The organism is Paenibacillus sp. NPDC058367, from assembly GCF_042723305.1.
In the GTDB taxonomy this organism is placed as follows: domain Bacteria; phylum Bacillota; class Bacilli; order Paenibacillales; family Paenibacillaceae; genus Paenibacillus_AQ.
In genome coordinates, this window is sequence record NZ_JBHXIZ010000003.1 from 122,164 (window position 1) to 145,678 (window position 23,515).

The following is a 23,515-nucleotide window of genomic DNA, read 5'->3' on the forward strand; positions in this document are numbered from 1 at the left end:
CCAAAGTTTCATATCCAATTCAATGATCTAATTATCAGAAACACAAAAGGCTGTAACTTTGCAATCGCAGAAAGTCACAGCCTTTCAGTTATTCGTTATGATCTTAGACTACCGTTTAAGCAGTCCATCAAATGATTCTTGCGCCTTACGACGGATTGCTTCCTCATCTAGCGTTACACATTCTCCATGTTTTACAACCTGTTTACCATTCACCCATACATGCTCAACATCCTTGGCACTGGCAGAGTATACAGCATGAGACAACAGATCTGTGTGTGGTAGCAAATGCGGCTGGTCTATATCAATCGCGATAAAGTCCGCTTTCATGCCAACAGCGAGTCTACCCACATCATTTAAAAAGATAGACTTTGCGCCATACTCTGTAGCTATACGCAGCGCTTCCGGAGCTGGAACAGCCGTCGGATCACCACTTACACCTTTATGGATGAGGGCTGCAAGACGCATCTCTTCAAACATATCCAGGTTATTATTGCTTGCCGCACCATCTGTACCCAGTGATACCTTCACACCAGCCTTTAGAAGATCCGTAACCCGAGCCACTCCACTAGCCAGTTTCAGATTACTTCCTGGGTTATGAGACACGCCTACATCATGACGAGCCAGTATCTCGATCTCTTCATCATTCAAATGAACGCCATGTGCAACAATAGACGGACGTGTGAACATTCCAAGCTTCTCTAAATGCGCTACAGGCCGAAGTCCGTAATCCACCACATTCTGCTCCACTTCGCGTTTGGTCTCGGACATATGGGTATGCATCGGTAAATCCAAATCATGTGCCGCTTGAACAAACTTAACAAAGAAGTCCGGTGGGCAAGTATATGGGGCGTGTGGCGAGATCATCGTCGTAATTCTACCATCAGCCTTACCATGCCAATTTCGTGCAAAAGAAATCGCTTCCGCAAGCTTGTGATTTTGTACTTCCTCTGGGCATAATCCGATTACGCCTCTCATCAGTACAGAACGAATGCCTGATAATTCGACTACCTCTGCTACTCGATCCATATGATCATACATATCCAAGAAGGTTGTAGTACCACCTTTTAGCATTTCCAGTACCGACAAGGAGGTTCCCCAGTATACATCTTCTCCAGTGAATTTCGCTTCCATCGGCCACATCTTCTCTTGAAGCCACACCTGAAGTGCTAAATCATCTCCATAACCACGAAGCAATGACATTGCCGCATGGCCATGTGTGTTTACCAGACCTGGCATAAACAGCAGACGACTGCCATCAACAACTTGCACATCATCTTCCATTAAAGGCTCTTCTTTTCCTATGTAAGTGATCAAATCATCTTCAATAGTCATATATCCATTCAGAACCGGCTCATCCGTTCCCGGAATAAGAAAACGCCCGCCCTTAATAATCGTTTTACTGCTCTTCATTTCCGGTTTCTTCCTTTCCGTCTTTCAAATAATAAGCAAGGCTTTGCAAATCCGTTGTAAAATCGGCAGCATGAACCCGGATATTCGATGGTGTTTTTAGAATCACTGGTGCAAAATTCAAAATCGCCTCAATGCCAGACTCAATGAGAATATCTGCTACATTCTGCGCTTCTGAATCAGGCACAGTAATGATCCCAATTCGAATACCTTGCTCACGAACCGTCTGTCCAAGCTCCTCCATCGGTTGAACGGTAAGAGAGTTGATTTTCCGCCCTACCTTAGGTGCATAGGAGTCAAATATAGCGGTAATCTTCATAGTATCTTTCAGATAAGCATTGTAATTAGATAATGCATGTCCAAGGTTACCGGCACCTACTAAAGCCACATTCAATTGTTGATCCAGCTTCAGAATATGACGGATTTTTTCAATAAGATAAGTTACGTCATACCCGATACCTTTTCTACCAAAGTCTCCAAAATAAGCTAAATCTTTACGAATTTGAGCAGGATTCAAATCAAGTTTTTGTCCTAGTTCTTGTGAGGAAACGGTTAATATTTCACGTTTCTGGAGATCATTCAAGAAACGCAAGTACACAGGAAGTCTGCGAACAACGGCTTCTGATATTTTATCCGATTTCATAATTTACCTCCTAATTTAAGTGATATTCTGTTCAAATCCTATCGAAATATCTGCACCTCGTCTCAAGGAAGAGCGGTATTCTTATACCGCCCTTCCTTGTAGAGAGATTAATAAGATCGATGACGTTCTTTTCAAGAAACGCCTCCGTCTTCCAACCACTCCGCTATACGAGGAACCATTTGATCCGTAAGCATATGCTCCATTTTCGGGCCAGGCAACGAATAGAGGAAATACTTCCCATAGTGAGATTCGATCACCCTTGTGTCATACACAATAACAATACCCCGATCTTGCGCTGTCCGTACCAGCCTCCCAAATCCTTGCTTGAAGCGAATAACCGCCTGAGGAACAGACAACTTCATGAACGGATTCTTTTTCTGGGCTTGTAATAACTCAGACTTCGCTTCCGCTAGGGGGTGGTTTGGCGGTTGAAATGGGAGTCTCACGATGGCCAAGCATGTTAATGCTTCACCTGGAATATCTACACCCTCCCAAAAGCTGCTTGTTCCTAACAGTACAGAAGCTGCACTGTCCTGAAAACGGCGGATCAGCTTGCTACGACTGCCCCCCTCCACGCCTTGACCTAACACCGTGATCTCTTGTGAGGCTAGAGCCTCTTTCAGAGGATCGTAAACCTGGCGTAGCATCTTGTAAGAAGTAAACAGGACAAGCATCCGCCCACGTGTTGTAATAGCTGCTTCTGCTAGTGACTGTACGAGTGTATCGACAAATCGGGCATCGCCTACACTCCCCTTCACACTTGGGAAATCCCGCGGAATAACTAACAGCGCCTGCTCCCGATACTTAAAGGGAGAAGGCAGGAGTGATGTCATCAGACGCCCCTCTTCCGCAGCTTCATTAAGTCCGAGATTATCAATCATAAACTGGAAAGATTTATCCACAGAGAGTGTCGCCGAAGTTAGTACGATACTTTTCTTCTTGTCGAAAAACAGCTCCTTAAGCTGAGTACTAACATCAACAGGAACGGCATACAGCTGTAGCGATTTACTGCGATAATTTCCATTCGCCTCCAGCCAATATACTACATTCTCATCATTTAATCCCATAAAAAACCGTACTTGCTCACGTATAGAAGCTAAATCCTTAAATAAGCCGCTAATATCGGTAACTAGGCTATCTGAGGAAGATTGACCTTCTTGATCTCGCATCTCATTAAGCATTTTATCACCTTTACGGATAATTTCGCTTAATGTCAGATTCATAGTATTCTCTAAAGCAACCAATTCATCCCAATCTTTCGGTTTACGGGTAGGAAGTAGCCGCATGACTAACTGGCCGGCTTCTCCCGCCGCTGCATCGCTGCGTTCCGGCAAGAGGCTGAATAGTTTATCACTAAGCAGATCCCAGGTTTCTTTTACGGTAAGAAGGTCCGGATAGATTCTATCGATCACTCCGCTCCATTCAGAAGCTTCCTCACTGCCTGATGACTGAAGCATTTGGCGAAGTGTAGGAAGTTGGCCATTTCGACTATCCTTATAAAGACGCGATAGTGTATGTGCCACCGTGAAATGCTTCATATGCATGCCTAAATGCTTGCCAGCCACGTCCTCCAGATGATGGGCTTCATCTATTACAAGATGTTCATAAGCCGGAAGTAGTTGATGCCCAGCCTTAACATCTGCGAAAAGCTTAGAGTGGTTCGTAATGACCACGTCTGCAATACCAGCTTCATGCTTAGCCCGATGATAATAACACTTACGGAACCAAGGACACGAGCGACCCAGACAAGAATCGGTATCGCTTGCCACCGTCTCCCAAAAATCTCCGCCACGTCCACTTAGATTAAGCTCTTCGTCATCTCCTGATTCACTTTGTGTCAGCCAAACGATCATCTGAGCCGCAGTAAGCGCATCTTCCCTCGGACTTATAAAGTCTTTTTTATTAATTTTATGTTCGAACTTACGAAGACACAAATAATGCCCTCTGCCCTTAAAAATTGCAGCTTTAAATGGAAAAGGAACTACCTGCGTTAACAAAGGAATATCACGCTCACGCAATTGATCCTGCAGATTAATAGTATGAGTGCTGACCATGACTTTTTCATTAGTGCGTACGCTTTGGTATATGGCAGGCAATAAATAACCAAGGGATTTACCGGTTCCTGTCCCTGCTTCGATCAATAGATGCTTGTCTTCGGCAAGTGCCGTCATCACCTCATTGATCATAATATCCTGAGCTTCTCGGCTTTCATACTGTGGCAAAGTTTCCTTAAGTCGTTTCGTTACTTCATCCATATAATCTGTAAAAGATAAATTGTGTAGTGGATTCTCAGCATGCTCGTCTCGAGGTGGAGCTAATTCGTTCCAGTCTCCTACAGCAAGCGCTAATTGACGATAGAAAGTCAGATCACCTTCGGGCTGAAGCGTCTCCGCTTCCCGTTCACGCAGCAGACCATCAAAATACCAACCCAGATCACTATCCTCTTCCGTAAACAGCTCACAGAGTCTCTGAATCGTCAGCAGAGGCAAATCGTAGAGCTCCTCCAGACATTTCAGCAATACAAGAGCAGTTGCGAGTGCATCACTGTCTGCCTGATGCGGACGATCGTGCGTCACTCCAAAATGTGCACTAACTGATCCTAGTTGATAGGATGTGAGGGAAGGAAAGCAGATTTTCAGAAAATCAATCGTATCTAAAATCCGCCCTTGAAATGGTAAATACCCACATCGGTCTAAAGCATTTTGCAAAAAATGGAAGTCAAATGCGACATTATGCCCTACAAGCACAACATCATCCAAGAGTGGGACAAGCTCCATCATCATCTCATCCAGCTCAGGTGCATCCTTTACATCATCATCGGTAATCCCCGTTAGACCAGTTATAAAAGGAGGTATCGGCGTTCCGGGCTTGACGTAGGAACCATATACCCGGGAGATGGACCGGTCTTCTTCTATAATTGCAAGGCCAACCTGGATAATTTCACCCACGGATTGGGTTCCCGTTGTTTCAAAATCAAGCACGGCAAATTTCATTATAATTCTATTCCCTTTCAATTGAGACTCTTAATCAGCATAACAGAAGTTGCGAAAAAAGGCGATGCACACCACTGGTTCAGGGGATGCATCGCTTGAATGAAAATGCGGAATAATAAACCGTAAACGTAATAATTTACAATAATGAAACAAGCTGATTTCCGAAATGAAGCTTACCTCCACGGCGGCGGCAAACCTCCAAATTAACGGTTGGTTCAGGAAGTGCCGGGTCAAGCTGCAAAGAAAGGCCAAACAGCTCCTGCGCTTCATTGAACCGTTCTTGAGAGGCCCTGATGCAACCTAAAGCGTTATAAACCATTGCCTTCAGCTTGGTTTCCCGTATCAAACCGAGCATATGGTTCAGATGATTCCAAGCAGCTTCCCCCTCCCCTTCCTGCAGGTAAGAGATGGCTAAATATAATCGAGCAGCCAAGCTATCCGGATATTGCACAATAACTTCCTTAAACTGTTCAATACATTTTCCATACATCAGCAGCTTATAATACCCCTGACCTCTAACAAAAGTATCCATGCACAGCTCGGGTGCTTCCTGTTCTGGCACTTCCTCTTCAACCACAGTCGTAAAATCTACACTTTCACGAAAGTGACTTAGCTTCTCTGCAAAGGCCAGCCATTCATCCATCACTTTATCACTAAGTCGATGCAGCATATTATAATTGCATAAAAGCTCATTCCGGCGGGCACCCTCCGCTGTAGGGTAATCTGTAACGATCTCCTGAAGCACCTTGTTCATTTCAGCAAACAAATGTTGAAACATGGGCTATCCCCCCTTACTGAAGATGAAATCAGTTCAGCTTGCCTGACTTCATTTTCTGCGAGAACGGGGTCTTTCATCCCTGCCATTCATTACATGGCGTAAGTCCATAATTTAAGCGATTGTAGCATGCAATTCATGATCAGCCAGCTTCACTGGTCTGTTGTTCTCATCCACGAATACCACCGTTGGCTTATGCGACTCCAGTTCTTCCGAAGACAACATCGCATACGAAATAATAATTACTGTATCTCCCGGTTGAACAAGACGTGCAGCTGCACCATTTAGGCAGATCACACCACTGCCGCGAGGCCCTGGAATAACATAAGTTTCTAACCGTGAACCATTATTGTTGTCCACGATCTGCACTTTTTCATTCTCAAGAATATCTGCCGCTTCCATTAAGTTCTCATCAATGGTAATACTTCCCACATAATTCAAATTCGCTTCTGTCACCGTCGCACGGTGAATTTTGGATTTCATCATATGTCTAAACAAGAGCGGCAACCTCCTTTGGAATAAATACATTATTGTCAATTAATCGCGTTCTGCCAAACTTCACGGCAAGCGCTATAATAATTTCCCCATTTACATCCGTTAATAACACTTCGTTCTCTAAGCCTTCCAGATTAGGGAAAGTCAGTATTTCCGCATAATCAATGACCGCCAAAGGAGAGCTGGAAATAACCGAGATCAACAATTCCCGCACTTCAGCAACGGTTGTTACTTTTCCTTCTTCAATAGACTGACGTGCTTCACGCAAGGAACGAGATAACACTAGAGCTTGAGAACGTTCCTCTGGAGATAAGAATACGTTACGCGAGCTAAGTGCAAGTCCATCTCCTTCACGAACGATAGGGCAAGGTACAATTTCAACATTCATATTCAAATCAGATACCATTCTGCGGAGCACAGCTACTTGCTGAGCATCCTTTAGCCCGAAGAAAGCATAATCTGGCTGCACGATATTGAATAGTTTATTAACAACTGTTGTTACGCCATTAAAATGCCCTGGACGCGAAGCCCCACAAAGTCGAGTGGTAAGCTCTGATACCGAGACAGTAGTCCGGGTAGGCTGCGGATACATTTCTTCCACACTGGGGATAAATACAATATCGACACCTTCGCGTTCCGCAAGCTCCAAATCACGCTCTTCATCGCGCGGATAGGAATCATAATCCTCATTCGGTCCGAACTGCAGCGGGTTCACAAATATGCTCATAACGACCGTGTTGCTCATTTCTCCTGCCCGCCGAAGCAGACTGGCATGTCCTTCATGCAGGTATCCCATGGTTGGAACAAACCCAATCGGGGTATGCCCACCTTGTCTCATATATTCCAAAGCTTCGCGAAGTTGCTTAATGCTTCTGACGACTCTCATCTTATTCCCCATCCTTTCCGGCACCGCCGTATAAAGATTCCAGAACGGTTTCATCTGCTTTAAAAACATGACCTTCATCTGGGTACGAGCGATCCTTCACTTCTTGCACATATTGGCTGATACCCTCACGAATCAGGCTACCCACATCCGCGTAGGTTTTGACAAAACGTTTCTCACGGTAGGGTGAGGCATAACGCAACAAATCATGGAAAACCAATACCTGTCCATCACAATAACGACCTGCACCAATCCCAATGGTCGGAATGCTCAGTGCCTCAGAAATTGCTTGTGCTACTTCTTCTGTCACCAGCTCCAGTACCACTGCAAAAGCACCTGCTGCTTCAAGGGCCTTAGCTTCATCCATCAGACGTTTTGCATCTTTGGCGTCCTTACCTTGAATGCGGTAACCGCCAATCATATTTACCGATTGTGGTGTAAGTCCAATATGCCCCAGCACAGGAACTCCCGCAGCTACAACCGCAGTAACTGTCTCACAAATTTCGAGACCGCCTTCCATTTTGACGGCATGAGCCCGCCCTTCCTGCATCAGTCTGCGCACACCCCGCAAGGTTTCATCTATACTTCCGTGGTAGGTCATAAATGGCATATCTGCCACAATGAATGTTTTTTGTGCGCCCCGAGTTACCGAACGAGTGTGGTAGACCATATCGTCAATCGTAACCGGTAAAGTTGTATCATATCCAAGTACCACATTTCCCAGCGAGTCACCCACCAGAATAAGATCGATACCGGCTTCTTCAGCAAGTAGAGCCGATGGGTAATCATAAGCAGTCAGCATGCTTAACCGCTCACCATCTGCTTTCATTTTTTTCATTTTCACAATATTAAGTGCTTGTTTGTTTGCCATTTCTCTCTTCGTCCTCCTTTTTGAAATTACATCCCCGTAAAAATCGCAACAAAAAAACCTTTTAGCAACGATTTGCTAAAAAGGTCCGAAGGGCAAAAAAGAGTCACTCGCGATCGTCCCTTCTGTCTCGGTCCTTACGGCTCAGAGCAGAATCCAACGTAACCGTCTAACGCAGTTATGAAGGTGATTCCAATAATAAAACCATTATAAGTTCATCAGATCAAGAGTACAGTTCGCAAAACGATACCGCCTCTGCCCCATAGTATAACAAAAAGGACTCGGAAATACACGAAAAAAATATGACAGGGGATGACACCCTGTCATATAAAAAAGATTTATAAAAGCTCGATTTCACCTGAGCATACGCTAGAAATCTCTCCTGCGCTGTTTTTAAGGATTAGTCCACCTAACTCATCCAAACCTACCACAACACTTTCAGAGCGTCCCTGAGGGCTATTCAGAGCGATTTGGCGACCCAAAGTAACTGACATCGACTCCCACAGCTCTTTGATAGGTTTAAAACCTTGTTCCATGTAAAGATTGAAATGCAGCTCTAACTCATTCAATACAGCTCTTACCAGTTCCGAACGGTCAATAGGGACACCGCCCCGCTGAATCCGAAGAGAAGTCGCTACTTCCTTCAGATGATCAGGATAATCGTCTTCAGTCAAGTTCGCAGAAATTCCAATCCCGGCGATACAATAATGAAGCTCTCCTTCTCTTAGCGAAGACTCGAGCAAAATTCCACATATCTTTCGACCGCCCGCAAGCAAATCATTTGGCCATTTAATCCCGGCGTCTACTCCGGTTACACGGCGAATTGCCTTACAGACAGCAACCCCAGCAAGCAGTGTTAACTGAGGAGTCTGTAACAAAGGTAACTTCGGACGCAATACAATACTCATCCAAATGCCTTTGCCACGAGGAGAAAACCATTTTCTACCCATTCGTCCTCTAGCACCGGTCTGTTCTTCAGCGATTACGGTTGTTCCTTCTGGCGCACCGTTTTCCGCCAATCGTTTGGCTTCCTCCTGAGTAGATACGACAGACTCCAGGAGCTGAACTCTGTCTAGCCAATTCGAATCAGAAGCTTCCTGCTTCAACCCGTTTAGCGACAGCGCTTTTTCATAGCTCATGTCCATCCATCCTTTTTGCTTCAAGCAGCAATTCTTGTTTATTGTTAAGAAGATCTCCCGAAGCAGTCGCCTGCAGAAGTGCACTCAGCATATTGCCAAGCCAAGGTCCTGGACGTTTCTCAAGCGCTTCCGCCAACTCATTGCCTGTAACAGCAAGCTCCGAGAGACTCTTCAATGGCATTTGTGCGATCCACTCTCTTGCAGGCGCCGTAGTGACAGCGGGCGAGATTTCCGTGTCCGCTGGCGAGTTCGCAGCGGGAAGGGCAGCTGCTGGCAGGATCGCCAGCAGCGAGAGCCACCCTTCGGCGGCTTCCACGCCGAAGGTCAGCACGGCGGCGATCCAGCGCCGCCGCAGTAGATCTGTGCCGCCCGGTTCCCCCGGCGGCACAGCCTCCAGGGCAGCGGTCCAAGCTTCGCGGACCCGCAGCACCTGGACGACGCTGGTACGCGTCGTCCCAGAGAACGTCCATGCCCGCAGCAGCTCATCGGCCTCCTGGGCCGACTGCTTCAGGGCATGGAGGAGAAGCGCCCACCGCAGGTGGGCGCTCTCCAGTTCCCCTATCCCGGCCGTTAAGGCGGCAGCAGCCGCCAGATCGGTTCCGGTCCAGGGGAACGGGGCTTTGCCGCGCGCGAGCAGCTCGCAGCGCGCGAGCATAGCAAGGCCGCGCCGAGGATGCGGCCCCTCTACGATGCGGTCCAGCTCCGCGCGGACACGCTCCACAGCAATATGCGCCAGCTTATCTCGCTGGCGCAGTAGCCCCCTCCACGTATTCTTAGCGATGGAGAAATCTAACACCGATGCGAAACGAACGCAGCGAAGCATGCGAAGCGCATCCTCATCGAACCGTTCCTCAGCATCACCCACACAGCGGATCACACGGAGAGCTAGATCCTTCTCGCCTCCGAAGGGATCAATCAAATCTCCGTCCAGCCCGCAGCATATCGCGTTAATCGTAAAATCACGACGACGAAGATCTTCCTTCACATCACTAACAAATTCAACATGGTCCGGACGACGATGATCGACATAGCCGCTTTCAGTTCGGTATGTCGTCACCTCAAATCCATGCCCATCCTGAAGCACAGTAACCGTCCCATGTGCTAGTCCTGTCGGAATACTGCGTGCGAAAATGGCTATCACTTCCTCCGGCACTGCTGAAGTTGTAATATCCATATCATGCACTGGCCTACCCAATAGCTCATCGCGAATGCAGCCTCCAACCCAAAAAGCCTCATGGCCGTTTTGGGTTAGCTCAGAAATTACATTTTCCGCCGCAAGAGCCATAGCAGATGGCGCCATTTTCCATTTCATTACGAACTCCTTACCCCCTGACTGTATCCAGTCTAGGTACCTTGCGCCCGAGCACACGGTAATATATATCCTCATACTGACTTGTAATCGAATCCTTACAGAAATCTTTGCAGGCCGTTTCCAGACAAGCTTGTCTGAACTGCTCCACCATGCGATCATCCGATAGGAGTTTGATTGCATATTTCGCCATAGTTTCTGTATCACCAATTGGAGCAATGAATCCTGTCTTGCCATGTTCTATGAGCTCCGGAATGCCTCCGGTTTGAGAACCTATAGTCGGAACACCACAGGCCATCGCTTCCAGGGCGACCAGACCAAAACTTTCCTTCTCAGAAGGTAACAGAAGAAGATCAGCCAACGAAATAACTTGAGCAATCTCATCCTGTCTTCCTAAGAAGCGGACTTTATCATCCAGACCCATTTCACTGATCTTAGCTTGAATCTTAGGAAGATCTGGCCCTTCGCCAACAAGCAACAGACGTGAAGGGATTTCACGATTCACTTTAGCAAAGATATCGACAACATCGCTTACCCTTTTAACTGGGCGGAAATTACTGATATGCATCAAGATCTTCTCCTCAGGAGAAGCAAAATCTTCTCGCAGATTCGATACATCCCGTGGATAATAGACACGATGATCAACGAAGTTATAAGTGAGGTCGATCTGGCGCGTAATATCCAGCACTTCTCGTGTTTCTCTAATGAGATCCTTCGATACGGCTGTTACGGCATCACTTTCATTAATTCCAAGACGGATTAGATCTTTTAGCGATTCATCCTGTCCAAGTACCGTAATATCAGTGCCATGCAAAGTCGTTACAACTTTTATATCATTACCAAGCATCTGCTTAGCAAGGAAAGCACAAACAGCATGCGGAACGGCGTAATGAACATGCAACAGATCTAAATTCTGCATTTTGGCAACCTGAGCCATCTTCGTAGCAAGTGCTAAATCATAAGGAGGATATTTAAATACATAATAATCATTAACCTCTACCTCATGGTAAAATATATTTTTTTGGAATTTCCCTAACCGAAACGGAATGCTGTGTGTAATAAAATGAACTTCATGTCCCTTCTCGGCCAAGAGTTTTCCTAATTCAGTCGCTACTACGCCTGAGCCGCCAAGAGACGGATAACAAGTGATGCCTATTTTCAAACGATCCATATTCCGTCCCCTTCTATACCTTATATAGTTTGATCCCCTGCAGTAAACAGATCTACTGCATAGGGAACTTTTGTTGCAAATCCTTCCGCATAGGGAATAAGTCTCCGCTGTCCAAGCAACATGTCTCTGGAACGAACACGTTCAATATAACCTTCCGTTAGCGGTGTGGATACAGCATCGGCACCGAGCGGCTTGGTGAACTGGGAGCGATAGCAGGACAACGCCTGCTCCTTCAGCCCATATTGTTTAGTAACATCTACAATAAGATCCGTACGTCCTAGATCATTTATAAAATAAAAAAACAGCTGTGGAGCCGGAACTGCCGGCTTGTCCGGCATATATTTACGTAGTTTAGCATTAAAAACAGCCTCTTCTACTAGCTTACTGCACGCAATATGATCCGGATGACGATCTTCCCAATAAGGAGCAAAAACAATCGCAGGAGCAAACCGGCGAATTTCGGCTGTCACAGCGGCCACATGCTCTTCTGTTATAAACAGCCCTCTGTCAGATAAACCCAAATTCGTCCGCACAGACACGCCAAGCAGATCAGCAGCTTGCTGTGCCTCTTCCTTGCGTAGCTCTACAGTACCGTTCGAGGACATTTCCGCAGCTGTTAAATCGCACAGACCTACTTTTAGTCCTGCAGCGGTATGCTTCGCAATCGTACCTGCCATTCCGATCTCCGCATCATCCGCATGAGCCCCAAATACAAGAATGTCCAGCTTCATTCATCAACACCTGGTTTGTATTTATGGACGAGTTCACGCCAAGCAAAGTCACCGCGATCAATCGCCTTCACAAGCACCTCAGCTGTTGCGATATTCGTTGCTACAGGGATACCATATACGTCACATAGACGGAGTAAAGCTGTAATATCTGGTTCATGTGGCTGTGCCATTAATGGGTCGCGCAAGAAAATAATAAGATCCAATTCATCTTGGGCTACCATTGCCCCAATTTGCTGATCTCCACCCAATGGTCCTGACATATAGCGATGAATCTTCAAGCTAGTCACATCCATGATCCGTTGGCCAGTAGTCCCCGTAGAAAATAGTTCATGACCTACAAATACATGCTCATAGGCTAATACAAAATTTACGATTTCATCTTTTTTACGATCATGTGCAATAAATGCGATCTTTAACATGGTGTTCTCCCCTGTCTATTCTATAAAGTGCTCAAATCCATAGATCAAGCCAGTGTATCCCATTACCTTTTGAATACCCATCTTAACGCCTGGCATATAGCCTGCTCGCTCATAAGAATCATGCCGGATTTTTAAGGATTGTCCGAACCCACCAAAAATCACTTCTTCTTGGGCAAACACACCAGGAAGACGGACACTATGTATCCGGAATCCATTATAGTAACCCCCGCGCGCACCCTCAATCGTTTCTTCTTCTTTAGGGTTTCCTTGACGAAGCTCTTCCCGTACTTCTGAAATCATCTCTGCTGTTTTGACTGCAGTTCCGGATGGAGCATCCAGTTTTTGGTCACCATGATACTCGATAATCTCCAGATGTGGAAAGTATTTTGAAGCTTGAGCCGCAAATCTCATCAACAAAATAGCCCCTATGGAGAAGTTTGGAGCAATAAGTCCACCTATCCCCTGGTCTTGACACTGCTTGTCCAGTTCCACAATTTGCTCCGGTGTGAATCCGGTTGTACCGATAACCGGACGCACTCCATATTTAATGGCTAGCACTGTATTCATATACGCGGATTGTGGTGTAGTGAAATCGACCACAACATCTCCGTTGCTTCCCGCGAGGGCAGCCTCAAGATCTGAAGTTACAATAACTCCTGAGTCTTCGAGACCTACTAGACGGCCTGCATCTATATCCATCGTTGAACGATCTACCGCAGCCGCTAGCTCCAACTCTTCGTCCTGCAGCACAAGTTTAACAACCTCTTTACCCATTCTCCCGCCTGCTCCGGATACGATAACTCTGATCTTGTTGCTCATATCTTTTCATCCTCGCTTTCACTAGTTATATAGTTACTGCATATACGATTGTATGGATTTCTGAAGGTCTACCATCAATTCTCGCAAGCCAGAATCATCCGGATGTAAAGAAATCACTTCTTTCAAGGCGGCCATAGCCTGCATATGTTCATTCACCCGACTATGTGCGATGGCAAGCCATACATAAGCATCCCCATATAATGGATCAAGGGTGATGGCCTCTTTGAGTAGCGTAATCGGATGATACGGGTTACGAGTTTTGTTATCTTCATCTTCTATCAACCGTTTAGCTTCCTGTACATGCATCATAGCTTGAAGATGCTGTAGATGTAGACTATACTCAGGTTTGCTGCCATCTAACTTCATAGCCGCCTGAGCATGAACTAAAGCTTTATCTAGCATACCACTGCGGGCATACGTTATGGAACAACGATATCTGACTTCAGCATCAGCCGGACTTGCTGCAATCGCGGCTTCAAAGCATACAATAGCTTCTGCAAAGTCACTACGCAATATAGAGCGATAGGCTTCTCTTACATAATCCCTTTGATCCATATCCTCACCATCCTCACGGCTAAATCCCGTTCGTTTGGTACAGCATATGTTATAGAGGCCTAATCGGTGTCTTTTGGTGTCCAACGACCAGCGTCTCGGGTATTAAACTTATGCATGACCTTATTATGTGCTTCAGTCAGATCAATCCCAAGAGAATTTGCAAAACAAACAGTAATAAACAAAATATCTCCCAGTTCAAGCTCTATAGAATTCTCTGCTTCATCAGATTTCTTCGGCTTCTCACCGAATTCATGATTGACTTCCCGCGCCAATTCTCCGACTTCTTCGGACATGCGGGCTAACATAGACAGCGGACTGAAGTATCCTTCTTTAAATTGCGATATATAAGCGTCTACTTCACGCTGAATGTCACCAAGACTTTTATCCATAAAATGTATCTTTGCCCCCTCTGTATATCTTGCCTTCTGTTTGCCCCTATGTTATCGTAAAGACGTTTTGAAGACAAATCTTTTTTGAATATTTTAACACCTGCAAGAAAAGGTATACTTATTATAGGAAAAGAAAAACTGCCTTAACAAGGCCTAACGAGGGATTCCATGAATTCAAACAAGGTAATTTCAATCAGCAAAACAGTTGCCCCTATCATGCTCGGAACCGCAGTATATGCATTCGGACTACTGTATTTCATCATTCCCAGTCAACTAATGGAAGGCGGCGTAACGGGAATCACACTGCTGCTTAATTATGCCTTTGACATTCCAATCTTTTTAACAACACTGCTAATCAATCTCCCATTGTTTCTGCTCGGTTGGAAAGTCCTAGGCGGCCGCCAAATTGTATACACAGGGGTAGGAATCGGATCTTTGTCCCTTTTCTTGTGGATCTTCGAAAGATTGATCTCTGCTGGATGGATTGTCCCTTTCAGTACCGAACATGACTTTATTCTTGCTGCTCTATACGCAGGGGTAACACTTGGAACCGGGCTTGGGATTGTGTTCCGTTTTGGTGGCACAACAGGTGGCGTAGACATTGTGGCAAGAATTCTGGGACGGAATTTCGGCTGGAGTATGGGGCAGATTATTCTGGCCATCGACATTTTCATTATCGGCTCTTCCATCTTCTATATTCCCAAAGAAAAAATTCTATACACACTCGTTGCAGTGTTCATCGCATCGCGTGTCATCGATTTTATCCAGGAAGGCGCGTATGCCGCCAAAGCATTTACAATCATTAGTGATGAGGCACCCCAAATTGCTGATCTAATAACTGCTGAACTAGAACGAGGTGTAACACTCATCCCTGCAATCGGTGCGTATTCTAAGCAAGCCAAACATATGGTGTACTGTGTAGTTTCAAGGCAGGAAATTCGCCGTCTTAGTTTACTGGTCAAATCGATTGATCCGCACGCGTTCGTAATTATTAGCGATGTGCACGACGTACAAGGCGAGGGATTCAGAGAAACATAAAATATCCCCACAAAGTGGGGCCTTGCTTCGATACGTACTCAGGTACTTTGCGGGGGCCCCAAATATATAAGTTTTGATTCGTTAAAAAAGGAGCGGGGGATTCTTCCCCGCTCCTTTTACTTATTTATATAACCATTCCACTAAATTGGTTTGAAGTTCTGATTCTCTCCACGGTACTTACGATAACCCGCATAAGCTAATACAGCGATAATAAACCCTGCGGCTAGTCCTCCCCAAATCCCAAATTCTTGTGAGGCCAGGGGTACTGACAAAGCTGGCTCATCCTTCTCTTTTCCGAACATTACCCGCACAGTATCCTGACCATAAGACACAATTTCAAGTAACCGGGCCCGTTCGATTTTTTGTGAGGAAGAAGGAATGCCTGCGGCATATGAGAGCCAAGAATCAAATGTATTTACAACTTCAGGTTTCCGAGAGACGATCACCGCTGGCCGGATATTTTCATACCTGCCCTGTAGCCTCTCTACAGCCGTTTTCCATCCCGCCAGATCATTTGTAGCACCACTTTGCTCCATCGCATTTAAATCCTCGCGAATTAGCTTATAATACTGAAGCCAAATGGGTTGTCCGGGTTGATTCAGACTGTTGGCAGCTAATCGTAACCTGGTAGCTGTAGCCTCCAATTGCTGCTGAGATACTTTTGCACTTGCCACAGCAGCCTTCAGGTCCATAATGACCCCTGACAACGCATTAATGCCCTCTACAGAGGTCATTCCTTCAAAAGAAGAGGACACTATGATCCTAGAGATCTCTTCGGTCTCTTGTCGGACCTTCATCACATCCCCTTCCAAGACATACCCATACAATGCCTCAGCGGCTTGTTCTAGCTGCTGTGCTCCAGTCTTTCCACTCATCACTGTCAAACCGTCGCCCGAACTAACGTCGGCGCTTTGCTTCGAAACCTTGCCAGAACCTTCACCAGCATTCCCTTGCGCTGCTGAAGCTTTTTCAACATTCATGCTGGTCAATAACCAACAAAACACTAGAATAACCAACACATAATATCTCCCTCGGAGCATGAGACATCCCCCTCCTACCTAAGAAGAAACGACGTTGTCGTCTTTATTAGACGATATTCGTTTCTCGTAAAATTATAAGGATAAAGTATAGGATAAAACTTATACTTCTTATAATTCTAAATGTATGGCAGGCGGACAAGGGTTAGAACTGCTTACTAGAACCTGTTCTTAAACTGATAGATAGAGTCTACTGATCTTTGTCTACTACTAAACAACCAAGCAACAATTACACTAAACACCGTTAGCGCCATCGTGAAATATTGCACCTGTGTGACATCATCATTCAGTACAGAAGGTAACCATGGGTATATTCCATAGGAATAGTCCAGCATATCGTTAGCAAGGGTCCAGAACAGCGCTAGCGGAATCATTTTGCGGAAAGAAAAGAATCGTGCATAGATCAAGGCTTCTACCGCCATCCCCAAATGAGAGATCACCAGCATCCAGTCTTTCCAAACTAGAATATCTCCTTGATAACCTCCAGCAAAAATCATACTTACTGCCCAAATCCCATACTTCACAGACGTCACAACCGCTAACGCCTCTATAAGCTCCCTTACATTGTTTCCCGTATAGCTTTTTGGAGGAAAGAGCATTAGCAACAGCGCCAAGGTAAAGAACAAGCTTGCGGTTGGACTATCTGGAACAAACGGGAGCAGCCAAAGCGGAAAGTTAGCCGCCGTGAACTCCAATTGATTGCCATACCATATGTAGCCATAAATGGTACCGAGAAGATTCACAATAAATAACAACCAAATGATTCCTCGGTGCTTAAACAGTTTATCAAGAACGGACATACAGATCATTAACCTCCCAAGTAGTGGCAACTTTACATTTAGACATACAAAAACCTGACCGCAGTTTCGATCAGGTTTTGCGTTATTTTTATTTTACTGTTCGCTTTTTTGTTTGGCAAGCCAGTCTGCCAAGGCATCAATGTCTTGATCCGAAAGCCCCGCTCCCAGAGCAATATCATACATCTTCGGCATCTGTCCTTGACCCTCTTTTATAATAGTAAGGATTGCTTCTTTATCATGGGTGTCCCCAACGCCGCGAAGTGAAGGCCCGCCTGCCCCTTTCAAATCCGCCGCATGACAAGAGATGCAAGTAGCTTGCTTAAACAGCCCCATAGCCGGATCATCCTTATCTACAATCGCTACTTCCTTTGCCTTAACTGCACTCGAGGTTGGAAGCCCCTTCGCCCTATTCTCTGCCGCCTTCTCTTCCCGTTGAACATCTTCAGGAATTTGACCAGTTTCAGCCATTTCATGTTTGTATTCCGTCCAAGCGGTATTTGTTAAGTACACAATCGCCGCTAGCGATAAGAACATCAAAGATGAAGCGATCGGTCTACGATAGAAGCGACGTTCTCTGCCCGTGTCAAGAAATGGTGCTAAAAGAAGTGAACCAAAAGCTACACCGGTTACACCTAATGTACCCAGAACGATATAATCACCTGAAGCATAAGGAAGCTTCAAATACTGATAGAGAAACAAGAAATACCAGTCAGGAATTGGGATAACCGTAGCACTCGCATTCGCTGGAAACCCTAGCGGCGCTGGCTCTGAAATAGTAAGCACTAATATTCCTACAAGTACAACGACGCCAACCATCCATTCTTTCAGTAGAAAGTTAGGGATGAAGGCTTCCGATTTACCAGGATAGGCTGAATAGTCTGGAGGTGTGATAAATCCATTGCCTTTACGAACTCTGGTATCACCGACATATACAACCTTTTCCTTAGAATTGTTTCCATGTGCCATCCGTATTCCTCCTCTCTCAGATTAACTTACAACGGTCCAGAAATCCCTTGTCTGCGGATCATAATAAAGTGTCCTACGAGCAGACTAAGAAGCACCGCTGGGAGGAAGAAAACATGAAGTGCGAAGAACCGAGTCAACGTTTCTGCACCAACAATCGTACCGCCTTGCATAAGTTCTTTCAATACGGGTCCCATCACTGGAACAGAGTTAGCAATTTCGAGTGTTACCTTAGTCGCGAAGTAAGCTTTATTGTCCCAAGGCAATAAGTAACCCGTTAAACCGAGACCCAACATTACGAAGAAGATGAGCATTCCAACTACCCAGTTCATCTCACGCGGAGCTTTATAAGAGCCTGTAAAGAAGACGCGCATCGTATGAAGGAACATCATAACAATGACAAGACTGGCACCCCAGTGATGCATTCCGCGAACAATTTGTCCAAAGGCAACACTAGATTGTAAATACTCAACACTTGCATAAGCATTGATAATATCTGGAACATAATACATCGTTAAGAACATACCCGATAAGATCTGAATCACTGTAATAAAAAAGGTCAGTCCGCCAAAACAATACACAAACGCAGAGAAGTGATGGGCCGGGTTAACATGCTCAGGAACCTCGTGGTCGGCCACGTCTCTCCAAATTGGCGTAACATCCAAACGTTCGTCAATCCAGTTATAGACATTTTTAAACATTAGAACCTACGCCTCCTCACTAGCTACTGTATTAGGCACAATATCACCCAAAAGAACCCACCCGTTATCAAATTTCGTTTTATACTGGTCAAGCGGTTTTGGAGCTACTTCGAGATTTTTGCCGAGTTTGGTATAACGCGCACCGTGGCAAGGACAGTGATACTCGTCCGGATGTGCCTTATCATTGTTCCACCCAACCGTACATCCTAAATGTTTACAAATGGGTGAAAGCGCATAAATATCACCCTTTGCGTCTTTACGGATCCACGCAGTCAGCGTCGCTGTGCTGTCGTACCATCCGTCTTTCTGTTTCAATTCAAACGTAAACTCTTGGGGCTCTTCGGTGATTTTGCTAATTTCAGCAACCTTTATAAAATCACCTGCACCCTTCTTATGTAATATTGGGTCCACGACAAAACGGACCATTGGGAGAATTGTACCTGCCCCCATAAAAGCAGTAGCGCCACCTAGCGTGTAGGTCAAAAATTGCCTGCGCGACATCTCTTTACGGCTGGGTGGTTGTTCAGGCCAAATATCCTGTTGATCATTATGGCTGCTCATACTGTTATATAACCCCCTTCTCAAGATATAAGAAAGTATCTAAGGTGTCCGATCAGAGATGCCTTACTATAAATAATCCGTTTTCAAATCTTTTCAATGAAATACATCACATACCATTTCGATTCAACCTAATAATAGCTTAGGCACTAAAACCCGTCAAGAATATTGTCTAATTTGTGACAGGCCAAAAAGTGATTTTTACTTACAATTGTTGATTTTCTGTCACATTTAAAAGAGACTCACCGTCCCCACATCTTTTGAATTTTCATACCAATATCACTATTAATCTTACCTTCCAGAGAGCCCTCAATGATAGGCAGAGAGAGTACTAAATCGCTTTCAAAAATTTCTTGTTCCAGAAGTGCTATATCTGCTGTTAACACCACGGCATACTGGAAACCACTGGATTTGACTTTTCGGCAAACCTCATTAATTAGATCGATATATCCTTCCCCTCCATACTGAATCGCCGGGTAAGTTACAATCCGTCCCTTAAACGGTATTTCCACCAAATCCATAAAATCACGTAATCTTTCTAATGCTTGAACCGTCTCAGGAGGACTCTCGGATCCACTTAATCCTGTAAAAGGTATGAGACATGTATCATAGAACTTTCGATTTTCTTCCCACTGTTCAACTTCAAAATCACTGAATTTCATTAATGTCATCTCCCTATTTACGATGCTTCTTCGCGTCCACTTTTCACAAATTTGCCCGATGTTACAAATCCCATTATATTGAAAGAGGAGGACAAACGTCTAGATTTAGATTTTCACCCGTCTTCCTTCACCTCTAATTGATACAGAAAGTGAGTTGAACAGGTACCTATTTAATAAAAAAAGAAATGCGCTAAGCGCATTTCTTTATGCCAAACTTTTAAGTTCTTCTGTAAGATTTCGAAAAGCCAATTTATCTCCTGTAGCCAGCGCCGTGTCAATCTCACGGTGCAAGATGTCGGAGCGACGCTTTCGCAGCGCTTCATCCCACACCATTTCTGCCGCAAGTCCTAGCATCACTTCGTACGTAGCCTTCATTTTGTCCATTCGATACACCTCCGCTGTTTAAGAGATCCTTATTGCTTTAATATTTTGATATCCATCAAGATGATTTTGTTTTCGGTTTCAAAAGTGACGGCACCTACTAAATCATATTCAACAATCCTGTCTACGTTCTACATATTTACCCATTCTGATCAATACTTCATCTAATGTTCCTATCAACAACCAAAGCGAAGTCCTCATCTACGTATGTAATCCCCATAAGCATTTTCTTGTATGCCTTCATACTACTATAGATGTTTAGGCACGGCTATCTCCATCCCCCACGGCGTCATCATCACAGTGAGACCAGCAGTAGTCTCCCCTAATTTAAGCATCCCAAGGTGCACCATCATCCGAATAATTCGTTGCTCCAAAATAGAGGCAGCATTGTCATAATAGAACGGTTTAATTAACCACCCAATACCATCCACTAATGAAGGTACGCTCACCCAATTCCCAGCACTAATGCTTACCCAATACACAAGTGAAGGCAGGTTTGGTACAGCCCCCTTATATAGTTTTAACCAAAAAGAGAATATCTGCATCAAAGAGTCACATTTTCCGTCGGCTAACACTGCCTCTCCAGTCGCCGTAAGCCTTAGCCGAAAACCTTCTTCAGTGATCCAGCGGCGATGACGAACATAATCATACAGGAGCGCTAATCTAGGCGGATAATGCTCACATGCCCTACCATAACCAAATCTCCAGCCGCCTTTGCTAAGAAGATCCTCCGGAATATGAAGTGCATTCATCACTCCTTGCTGATACCGCCTATACATTGCCCCTTCCTGATTAAGCTCTGGCTCATTTTCCTTGATATATCTCAGAAGCATAACCAGATCACTTAATAACAATTCTCCTTCATTTCGATACATGGCTGGTTCAGAGCTAACCGCAACCTTATCCTTGATATGTGCGCTCATCGTCTCACGAAAGCGCTCTTTCAAGTCTTTAGGCACTTGGAACAAGTATCTGGTTTGCTGGGAGGAACCGCTAAAGAGCCAGCCTCCGCTTTTGAAACGAGAAACCATTTCCCGGAAGCCCCCGGTCTTTCCTTCTTGAGCATCAAAAGAAGCCTGTCTAGCTACAGCCAACAAATCTTCCAGACTAAAGTAGCTGCGTTCATCAAAAAGTAATGTATTCAGAAACCGTAGATCCTCCGGAGCACATTCCCGGATATGAGACTCCATAAAACTTCTGCTTCCAAGCATAATCAAAATACTCTGGATCAAGTCATGTTTGGAATTCTGCTTGCATTCACACCGGTAGCGTCCCGCTATGGCGGTCAGCTGTCCAATATCTGCATAAGTGAGCATATCCGCCAGATTCATGTTTTATCGCCTCACCGTTTTACTACCATTATGGGAAATACAGCCCTTTTTATTCCCCTTTGCGCAAAAAAAATAACCCGATGCACGGGTTAACGCTGATTTTGCAGGATATGGCGAGTACAATTATATAGAATAGGGTTCCACTCCCGTTCTTTCTTCTCCAAAATTGTCAGGGATAAATTCCCAATTCGCTCAGAATACTTATCTTTGTAAAATGCAGTATACAGTTGAGCGAGGAATCCTCCATGAGATATGACTAGTATGTTCCGATTGGGATGCTGCGCAGAAATATCCTCCATAAAGGCAAGTGCACGTGCTTGAAGCTGTTCGTCAGTTTCTTGACCAAGTGAAAGCTGACTCCAATCTTTCCCCCACTTCTCTTCACGCTCAGCGGCAGTAAGTCCTTCGACTTGCCCGTAGGCACGTTCCCGGATCCGGTCATCAGGATCAAGCAACGGTACATTTAATTTATCAGCGATGATCTTGCCTGTCTCTGCTGCCCGGGAAAGATTACTTGTAATGCAATAATCCCAGCGATACGGCTCTTGTAATAAGCGGTCAGCAAGCATAGCAGCTTGCATCCGTCCTTCATCATTAAGCGGAATATCACTTTGCCCCTGTATCTTTCCAATTGCGTTCCAGTCCGTCAATCCATGGCGTATCAAGCCGATTAGCATATTGCCTCCCCCTTTTCACCCAAGTATTTGTCTCTTAATGTAACATGGATGAAATAAAAAGTCTTCTTTTATGCGTATTAGAATACAAAAAAGCCCCTTATCTTTACATAAAGGGACTCCTACATCGTTCTTAACACTATTATATACTGCAATAGCTAAGTCATACATCAATAGACCCTTTATGATCTGCGATATCGATTCAGCCGGGTTAACGAAAACACTGCAAAACCCACGCCAAGCATGGATAACATCATCCAATATTGAGGATGAGTAGGTCCCATATTTACTACAAGCGGTTCAATAATCCCACCTTCAGAGCCTAAAATGGGATAAGTAGAAGTCCATTCCATAGAGCCAGCAACGCCAGTCTCTACAATTCCACTTTGAGCCACAGTGATATCTGCAGGTGTTCTAAACATAGTAAAGTAAAGAACACTAGACAAAAATACCGCCAGGAAGCAAGCGATCCAGAGACTAAGCCTATGACGAACAATGGCAGATGTCCCTGCGGATTTCCCATCCCCTGGCATCAACCAAGGACTCTCTAGATAAATCCGCTCCATAACTTTAACATTTATAACTTCTGCACGCTCTTCACTAATCTCTTCTTTCAAATCATGCATAAGCTGGCTACTCTCTTGCCACAGAGACCATTCAGCAGCGCAGTAAGGACAAGTTTCAATATGTTGTTCGAGCAAAATCCGCCTAGGATGTGTGGGGGGAGCGTCCCACAAGAGCGGAATACATTCTTGCGCTTCCCTGCAATTCATT

The 23,515-nt window shown here is 45.1% G+C and carries 26 protein-coding genes; 1 reads left to right on the top strand and 25 read right to left on the bottom strand.

Translation table 11 applies throughout. The features are described from left to right. Positions 1–108 precede the first annotated feature (108 nt). From ACFWMP_RS17350 to ACFWMP_RS17420, 15 genes are all read right to left on the bottom strand, one after another. Positions 109–1,410, bottom strand: coding sequence for an amidohydrolase (locus tag ACFWMP_RS17350; protein ID WP_042190113.1), 1,302 nt, complete (start codon positions 1,408–1,410; stop codon positions 109–111). Beyond that, entirely contained in the window at positions 1,397–2,050 is a 654-nt protein-coding gene (locus ACFWMP_RS17355) for a redox-sensing transcriptional repressor Rex (RefSeq protein ID WP_076299589.1), read from the bottom strand. Before ACFWMP_RS17355 ends, ACFWMP_RS17350 begins: the two co-directional genes overlap by 14 nt. Before the next feature lie 131 nt (positions 2,051–2,181). After that, positions 2,182–5,043, bottom strand: a complete 2,862-nt coding sequence (gene dinG, locus ACFWMP_RS17360; RefSeq protein ID WP_042190117.1) for an ATP-dependent DNA helicase DinG — start codon at positions 5,041–5,043, stop codon at positions 2,182–2,184. A gap of 136 nt (positions 5,044–5,179) precedes the next feature. Continuing rightward, positions 5,180–5,821: a tetratricopeptide repeat protein gene (locus ACFWMP_RS17365; protein ID WP_149646832.1), complete on the bottom strand. Its 642-nt coding sequence runs from the start codon at positions 5,819–5,821 to the stop codon at positions 5,180–5,182. A gap of 111 nt (positions 5,822–5,932) precedes the next feature. After that, positions 5,933–6,316, bottom strand: a complete 384-nt coding sequence (gene panD, locus ACFWMP_RS17370; RefSeq protein WP_042129504.1) for an aspartate 1-decarboxylase — start codon at positions 6,314–6,316, stop codon at positions 5,933–5,935. Then, positions 6,309–7,199, bottom strand: coding sequence for a pantoate--beta-alanine ligase (gene panC, locus ACFWMP_RS17375; RefSeq protein WP_042190121.1), 891 nt, complete (start codon positions 7,197–7,199; stop codon positions 6,309–6,311). The genes panD and panC overlap by 8 nt, the downstream gene beginning before the upstream one ends. 1 nt (position 7,200) lies before the next feature. After that, a complete protein-coding gene (gene panB, locus ACFWMP_RS17380) occupies positions 7,201–8,067 on the bottom strand; it encodes a 3-methyl-2-oxobutanoate hydroxymethyltransferase (RefSeq protein WP_042190123.1) in 867 nt (288 codons plus the stop codon). A 335-nt stretch (positions 8,068–8,402) separates the two neighbouring features. Continuing rightward, positions 8,403–9,203: a biotin--[acetyl-CoA-carboxylase] ligase gene (locus ACFWMP_RS17385; RefSeq protein WP_052404372.1), complete on the bottom strand. Its 801-nt coding sequence runs from the start codon at positions 9,201–9,203 to the stop codon at positions 8,403–8,405. Next, complete coding sequence (locus ACFWMP_RS17390; protein ID WP_379424359.1) at positions 9,193–10,503, bottom strand: CCA tRNA nucleotidyltransferase; 1,311 nt, start codon at positions 10,501–10,503, stop codon at positions 9,193–9,195. Before ACFWMP_RS17390 ends, ACFWMP_RS17385 begins: the two co-directional genes overlap by 11 nt. Before the next feature lie 22 nt (positions 10,504–10,525). Beyond that, positions 10,526–11,683, bottom strand: a complete 1,158-nt coding sequence (bshA, locus tag ACFWMP_RS17395; RefSeq protein ID WP_339242685.1) for an N-acetyl-alpha-D-glucosaminyl L-malate synthase BshA — start codon at positions 11,681–11,683, stop codon at positions 10,526–10,528. A 20-nt stretch (positions 11,684–11,703) separates the two neighbouring features. After that, positions 11,704–12,414: a bacillithiol biosynthesis deacetylase BshB1 gene (bshB1, locus tag ACFWMP_RS17400; protein ID WP_042190130.1), complete on the bottom strand. Its 711-nt coding sequence runs from the start codon at positions 12,412–12,414 to the stop codon at positions 11,704–11,706. After that, the gene (locus ACFWMP_RS17405; RefSeq protein ID WP_042129517.1) at positions 12,411–12,833 is read right to left on the bottom strand and encodes a methylglyoxal synthase; all 423 of its coding nucleotides are present in this window, start codon (positions 12,831–12,833) and stop codon (positions 12,411–12,413) included. The genes bshB1 and ACFWMP_RS17405 overlap by 4 nt, the downstream gene beginning before the upstream one ends. Before the next feature lie 15 nt (positions 12,834–12,848). After that, entirely contained in the window at positions 12,849–13,652 is an 804-nt protein-coding gene (gene dapB, locus ACFWMP_RS17410; protein WP_042190132.1) for a 4-hydroxy-tetrahydrodipicolinate reductase, read from the bottom strand. Between the two features lie 33 nt (positions 13,653–13,685). Continuing rightward, positions 13,686–14,207, bottom strand: coding sequence for a tetratricopeptide repeat protein (locus ACFWMP_RS17415; RefSeq protein ID WP_042190136.1), 522 nt, complete (start codon positions 14,205–14,207; stop codon positions 13,686–13,688). A 59-nt stretch (positions 14,208–14,266) separates the two neighbouring features. Then, positions 14,267–14,596 (bottom strand): nucleotide pyrophosphohydrolase, encoded by a 330-nt coding sequence (locus tag ACFWMP_RS17420; RefSeq protein WP_036676271.1) that lies wholly within the window; start codon positions 14,594–14,596, stop codon positions 14,267–14,269. Positions 14,597–14,764: 168 nt separating this feature from the next. Here ACFWMP_RS17420 and ACFWMP_RS17425 point away from each other — a divergent pair, with 168 nt between their 5' ends. Then, positions 14,765–15,634 (top strand): YitT family protein, encoded by an 870-nt coding sequence (locus ACFWMP_RS17425; protein ID WP_042190138.1) that lies wholly within the window; start codon positions 14,765–14,767, stop codon positions 15,632–15,634. A 140-nt stretch (positions 15,635–15,774) separates the two neighbouring features. Here ACFWMP_RS17425 and ACFWMP_RS17430 read toward each other — a convergent pair whose 3' ends face one another. The 10 genes from ACFWMP_RS17430 to ACFWMP_RS17475 all read right to left on the bottom strand — a co-directional run bounded on the left by ACFWMP_RS17430 (position 15,775) and on the right by ACFWMP_RS17475 (position 23,514). Continuing rightward, complete coding sequence (locus ACFWMP_RS17430; protein WP_339242692.1) at positions 15,775–16,674, bottom strand: sporulation protein YpjB; 900 nt, start codon at positions 16,672–16,674, stop codon at positions 15,775–15,777. Positions 16,675–16,829: 155 nt separating this feature from the next. After that, the gene (locus ACFWMP_RS17435) at positions 16,830–17,471 is read right to left on the bottom strand and encodes a DUF1405 domain-containing protein (protein ID WP_339242694.1); all 642 of its coding nucleotides are present in this window, start codon (positions 17,469–17,471) and stop codon (positions 16,830–16,832) included. Between the two features lie 93 nt (positions 17,472–17,564). Beyond that, positions 17,565–18,437, bottom strand: a complete 873-nt coding sequence (locus ACFWMP_RS17440; RefSeq protein WP_042190142.1) for a menaquinol-cytochrome c reductase cytochrome b/c subunit — start codon at positions 18,435–18,437, stop codon at positions 17,565–17,567. A 26-nt stretch (positions 18,438–18,463) separates the two neighbouring features. Continuing rightward, positions 18,464–19,135: a menaquinol-cytochrome c reductase cytochrome b subunit gene (gene qcrB / locus ACFWMP_RS17445; RefSeq protein WP_042129529.1), complete on the bottom strand. Its 672-nt coding sequence runs from the start codon at positions 19,133–19,135 to the stop codon at positions 18,464–18,466. Between the two features lie 6 nt (positions 19,136–19,141). Further along, on the bottom strand, positions 19,142–19,696 hold the full coding sequence (locus ACFWMP_RS17450) for a QcrA and Rieske domain-containing protein (RefSeq protein ID WP_042190144.1): 555 nt from the start codon (positions 19,694–19,696) through the stop codon (positions 19,142–19,144). 239 nt (positions 19,697–19,935) lie between these two features. After that, entirely contained in the window at positions 19,936–20,355 is a 420-nt protein-coding gene (locus tag ACFWMP_RS17455; RefSeq protein ID WP_379424360.1) for a DUF2487 family protein, read from the bottom strand. 204 nt (positions 20,356–20,559) lie between these two features. Continuing rightward, entirely contained in the window at positions 20,560–20,739 is a 180-nt protein-coding gene (locus tag ACFWMP_RS17460) for an IDEAL domain-containing protein (protein WP_042129535.1), read from the bottom strand. Positions 20,740–20,984: 245 nt separating this feature from the next. Beyond that, complete coding sequence (locus tag ACFWMP_RS17465) at positions 20,985–22,067, bottom strand: hypothetical protein (RefSeq protein ID WP_339242698.1); 1,083 nt, start codon at positions 22,065–22,067, stop codon at positions 20,985–20,987. Between the two features lie 89 nt (positions 22,068–22,156). Next, the gene (locus ACFWMP_RS17470; protein WP_042190151.1) at positions 22,157–22,744 is read right to left on the bottom strand and encodes a histidine phosphatase family protein; all 588 of its coding nucleotides are present in this window, start codon (positions 22,742–22,744) and stop codon (positions 22,157–22,159) included. 179 nt (positions 22,745–22,923) lie between these two features. Further along, positions 22,924–23,514, bottom strand: a complete 591-nt coding sequence (locus ACFWMP_RS17475; protein ID WP_042190154.1) for an anti-sigma factor family protein — start codon at positions 23,512–23,514, stop codon at positions 22,924–22,926. Position 23,515: the final 1 nt, after the last annotated feature.

Bases quoted from the DNA above. Each gene is read 5' to 3' on its own strand.
- ACFWMP_RS17350 (WP_042190113.1), bottom strand. From the start codon at position 1,410: ATGAAGAGCAGTAAAACGATTATTAAGGGCGGGCGTTTTCTTATTCCG.
- ACFWMP_RS17355 (WP_076299589.1), bottom strand. From the start codon at position 2,050: ATGAAATCGGATAAAATATCAGAAGCCGTTGTTCGCAGACTTCCTGTG.
- dinG (WP_042190117.1), bottom strand. From the start codon at position 5,043: ATGAAATTTGCCGTGCTTGATTTTGAAACAACGGGAACCCAATCCGTG.
- ACFWMP_RS17365 (WP_149646832.1), bottom strand. From the start codon at position 5,821: ATGTTTCAACATTTGTTTGCTGAAATGAACAAGGTGCTTCAGGAGATC.
- panC (WP_042190121.1), bottom strand. From the start codon at position 7,199: ATGAGAGTCGTCAGAAGCATTAAGCAACTTCGCGAAGCTTTGGAATAT.
- panB (WP_042190123.1), bottom strand. From the start codon at position 8,067: ATGGCAAACAAACAAGCACTTAATATTGTGAAAATGAAAAAAATGAAA.
- ACFWMP_RS17385 (WP_052404372.1), bottom strand. From the start codon at position 9,203: ATGAGCTATGAAAAAGCGCTGTCGCTAAACGGGTTGAAGCAGGAAGCT.
- ACFWMP_RS17390 (WP_379424359.1), bottom strand. From the start codon at position 10,503: ATGGCGCCATCTGCTATGGCTCTTGCGGCGGAAAATGTAATTTCTGAG.
- bshA (WP_339242685.1), bottom strand. From the start codon at position 11,683: ATGGATCGTTTGAAAATAGGCATCACTTGTTATCCGTCTCTTGGCGGC.
- bshB1 (WP_042190130.1), bottom strand. From the start codon at position 12,414: ATGAAGCTGGACATTCTTGTATTTGGGGCTCATGCGGATGATGCGGAG.
- ACFWMP_RS17405 (WP_042129517.1), bottom strand. From the start codon at position 12,833: ATGTTAAAGATCGCATTTATTGCACATGATCGTAAAAAAGATGAAATC.
- dapB (WP_042190132.1), bottom strand. From the start codon at position 13,652: ATGAGCAACAAGATCAGAGTTATCGTATCCGGAGCAGGCGGGAGAATG.
- ACFWMP_RS17415 (WP_042190136.1), bottom strand. From the start codon at position 14,207: ATGGATCAAAGGGATTATGTAAGAGAAGCCTATCGCTCTATATTGCGT.
- ACFWMP_RS17420 (WP_036676271.1), bottom strand. From the start codon at position 14,596: ATGGATAAAAGTCTTGGTGACATTCAGCGTGAAGTAGACGCTTATATA.
- ACFWMP_RS17425 (WP_042190138.1), top strand. From the start codon at position 14,765: ATGAATTCAAACAAGGTAATTTCAATCAGCAAAACAGTTGCCCCTATC.
- ACFWMP_RS17430 (WP_339242692.1), bottom strand. From the start codon at position 16,674: ATGCTCCGAGGGAGATATTATGTGTTGGTTATTCTAGTGTTTTGTTGG.
- ACFWMP_RS17435 (WP_339242694.1), bottom strand. From the start codon at position 17,471: ATGTCCGTTCTTGATAAACTGTTTAAGCACCGAGGAATCATTTGGTTG.
- ACFWMP_RS17440 (WP_042190142.1), bottom strand. From the start codon at position 18,437: ATGGCACATGGAAACAATTCTAAGGAAAAGGTTGTATATGTCGGTGAT.
- qcrB (WP_042129529.1), bottom strand. From the start codon at position 19,135: ATGTTTAAAAATGTCTATAACTGGATTGACGAACGTTTGGATGTTACG.
- ACFWMP_RS17450 (WP_042190144.1), bottom strand. From the start codon at position 19,696: ATGAGCAGCCATAATGATCAACAGGATATTTGGCCTGAACAACCACCC.
- ACFWMP_RS17455 (WP_379424360.1), bottom strand. From the start codon at position 20,355: ATGAAATTCAGTGATTTTGAAGTTGAACAGTGGGAAGAAAATCGAAAG.
- ACFWMP_RS17460 (WP_042129535.1), bottom strand. From the start codon at position 20,739: ATGGACAAAATGAAGGCTACGTACGAAGTGATGCTAGGACTTGCGGCA.
- ACFWMP_RS17465 (WP_339242698.1), bottom strand. From the start codon at position 22,067: ATGAATCTGGCGGATATGCTCACTTATGCAGATATTGGACAGCTGACC.
- ACFWMP_RS17470 (WP_042190151.1), bottom strand. From the start codon at position 22,744: ATGCTAATCGGCTTGATACGCCATGGATTGACGGACTGGAACGCAATT.
- ACFWMP_RS17475 (WP_042190154.1), bottom strand. From the start codon at position 23,514: ATGAATTGCAGGGAAGCGCAAGAATGTATTCCGCTCTTGTGGGACGCT.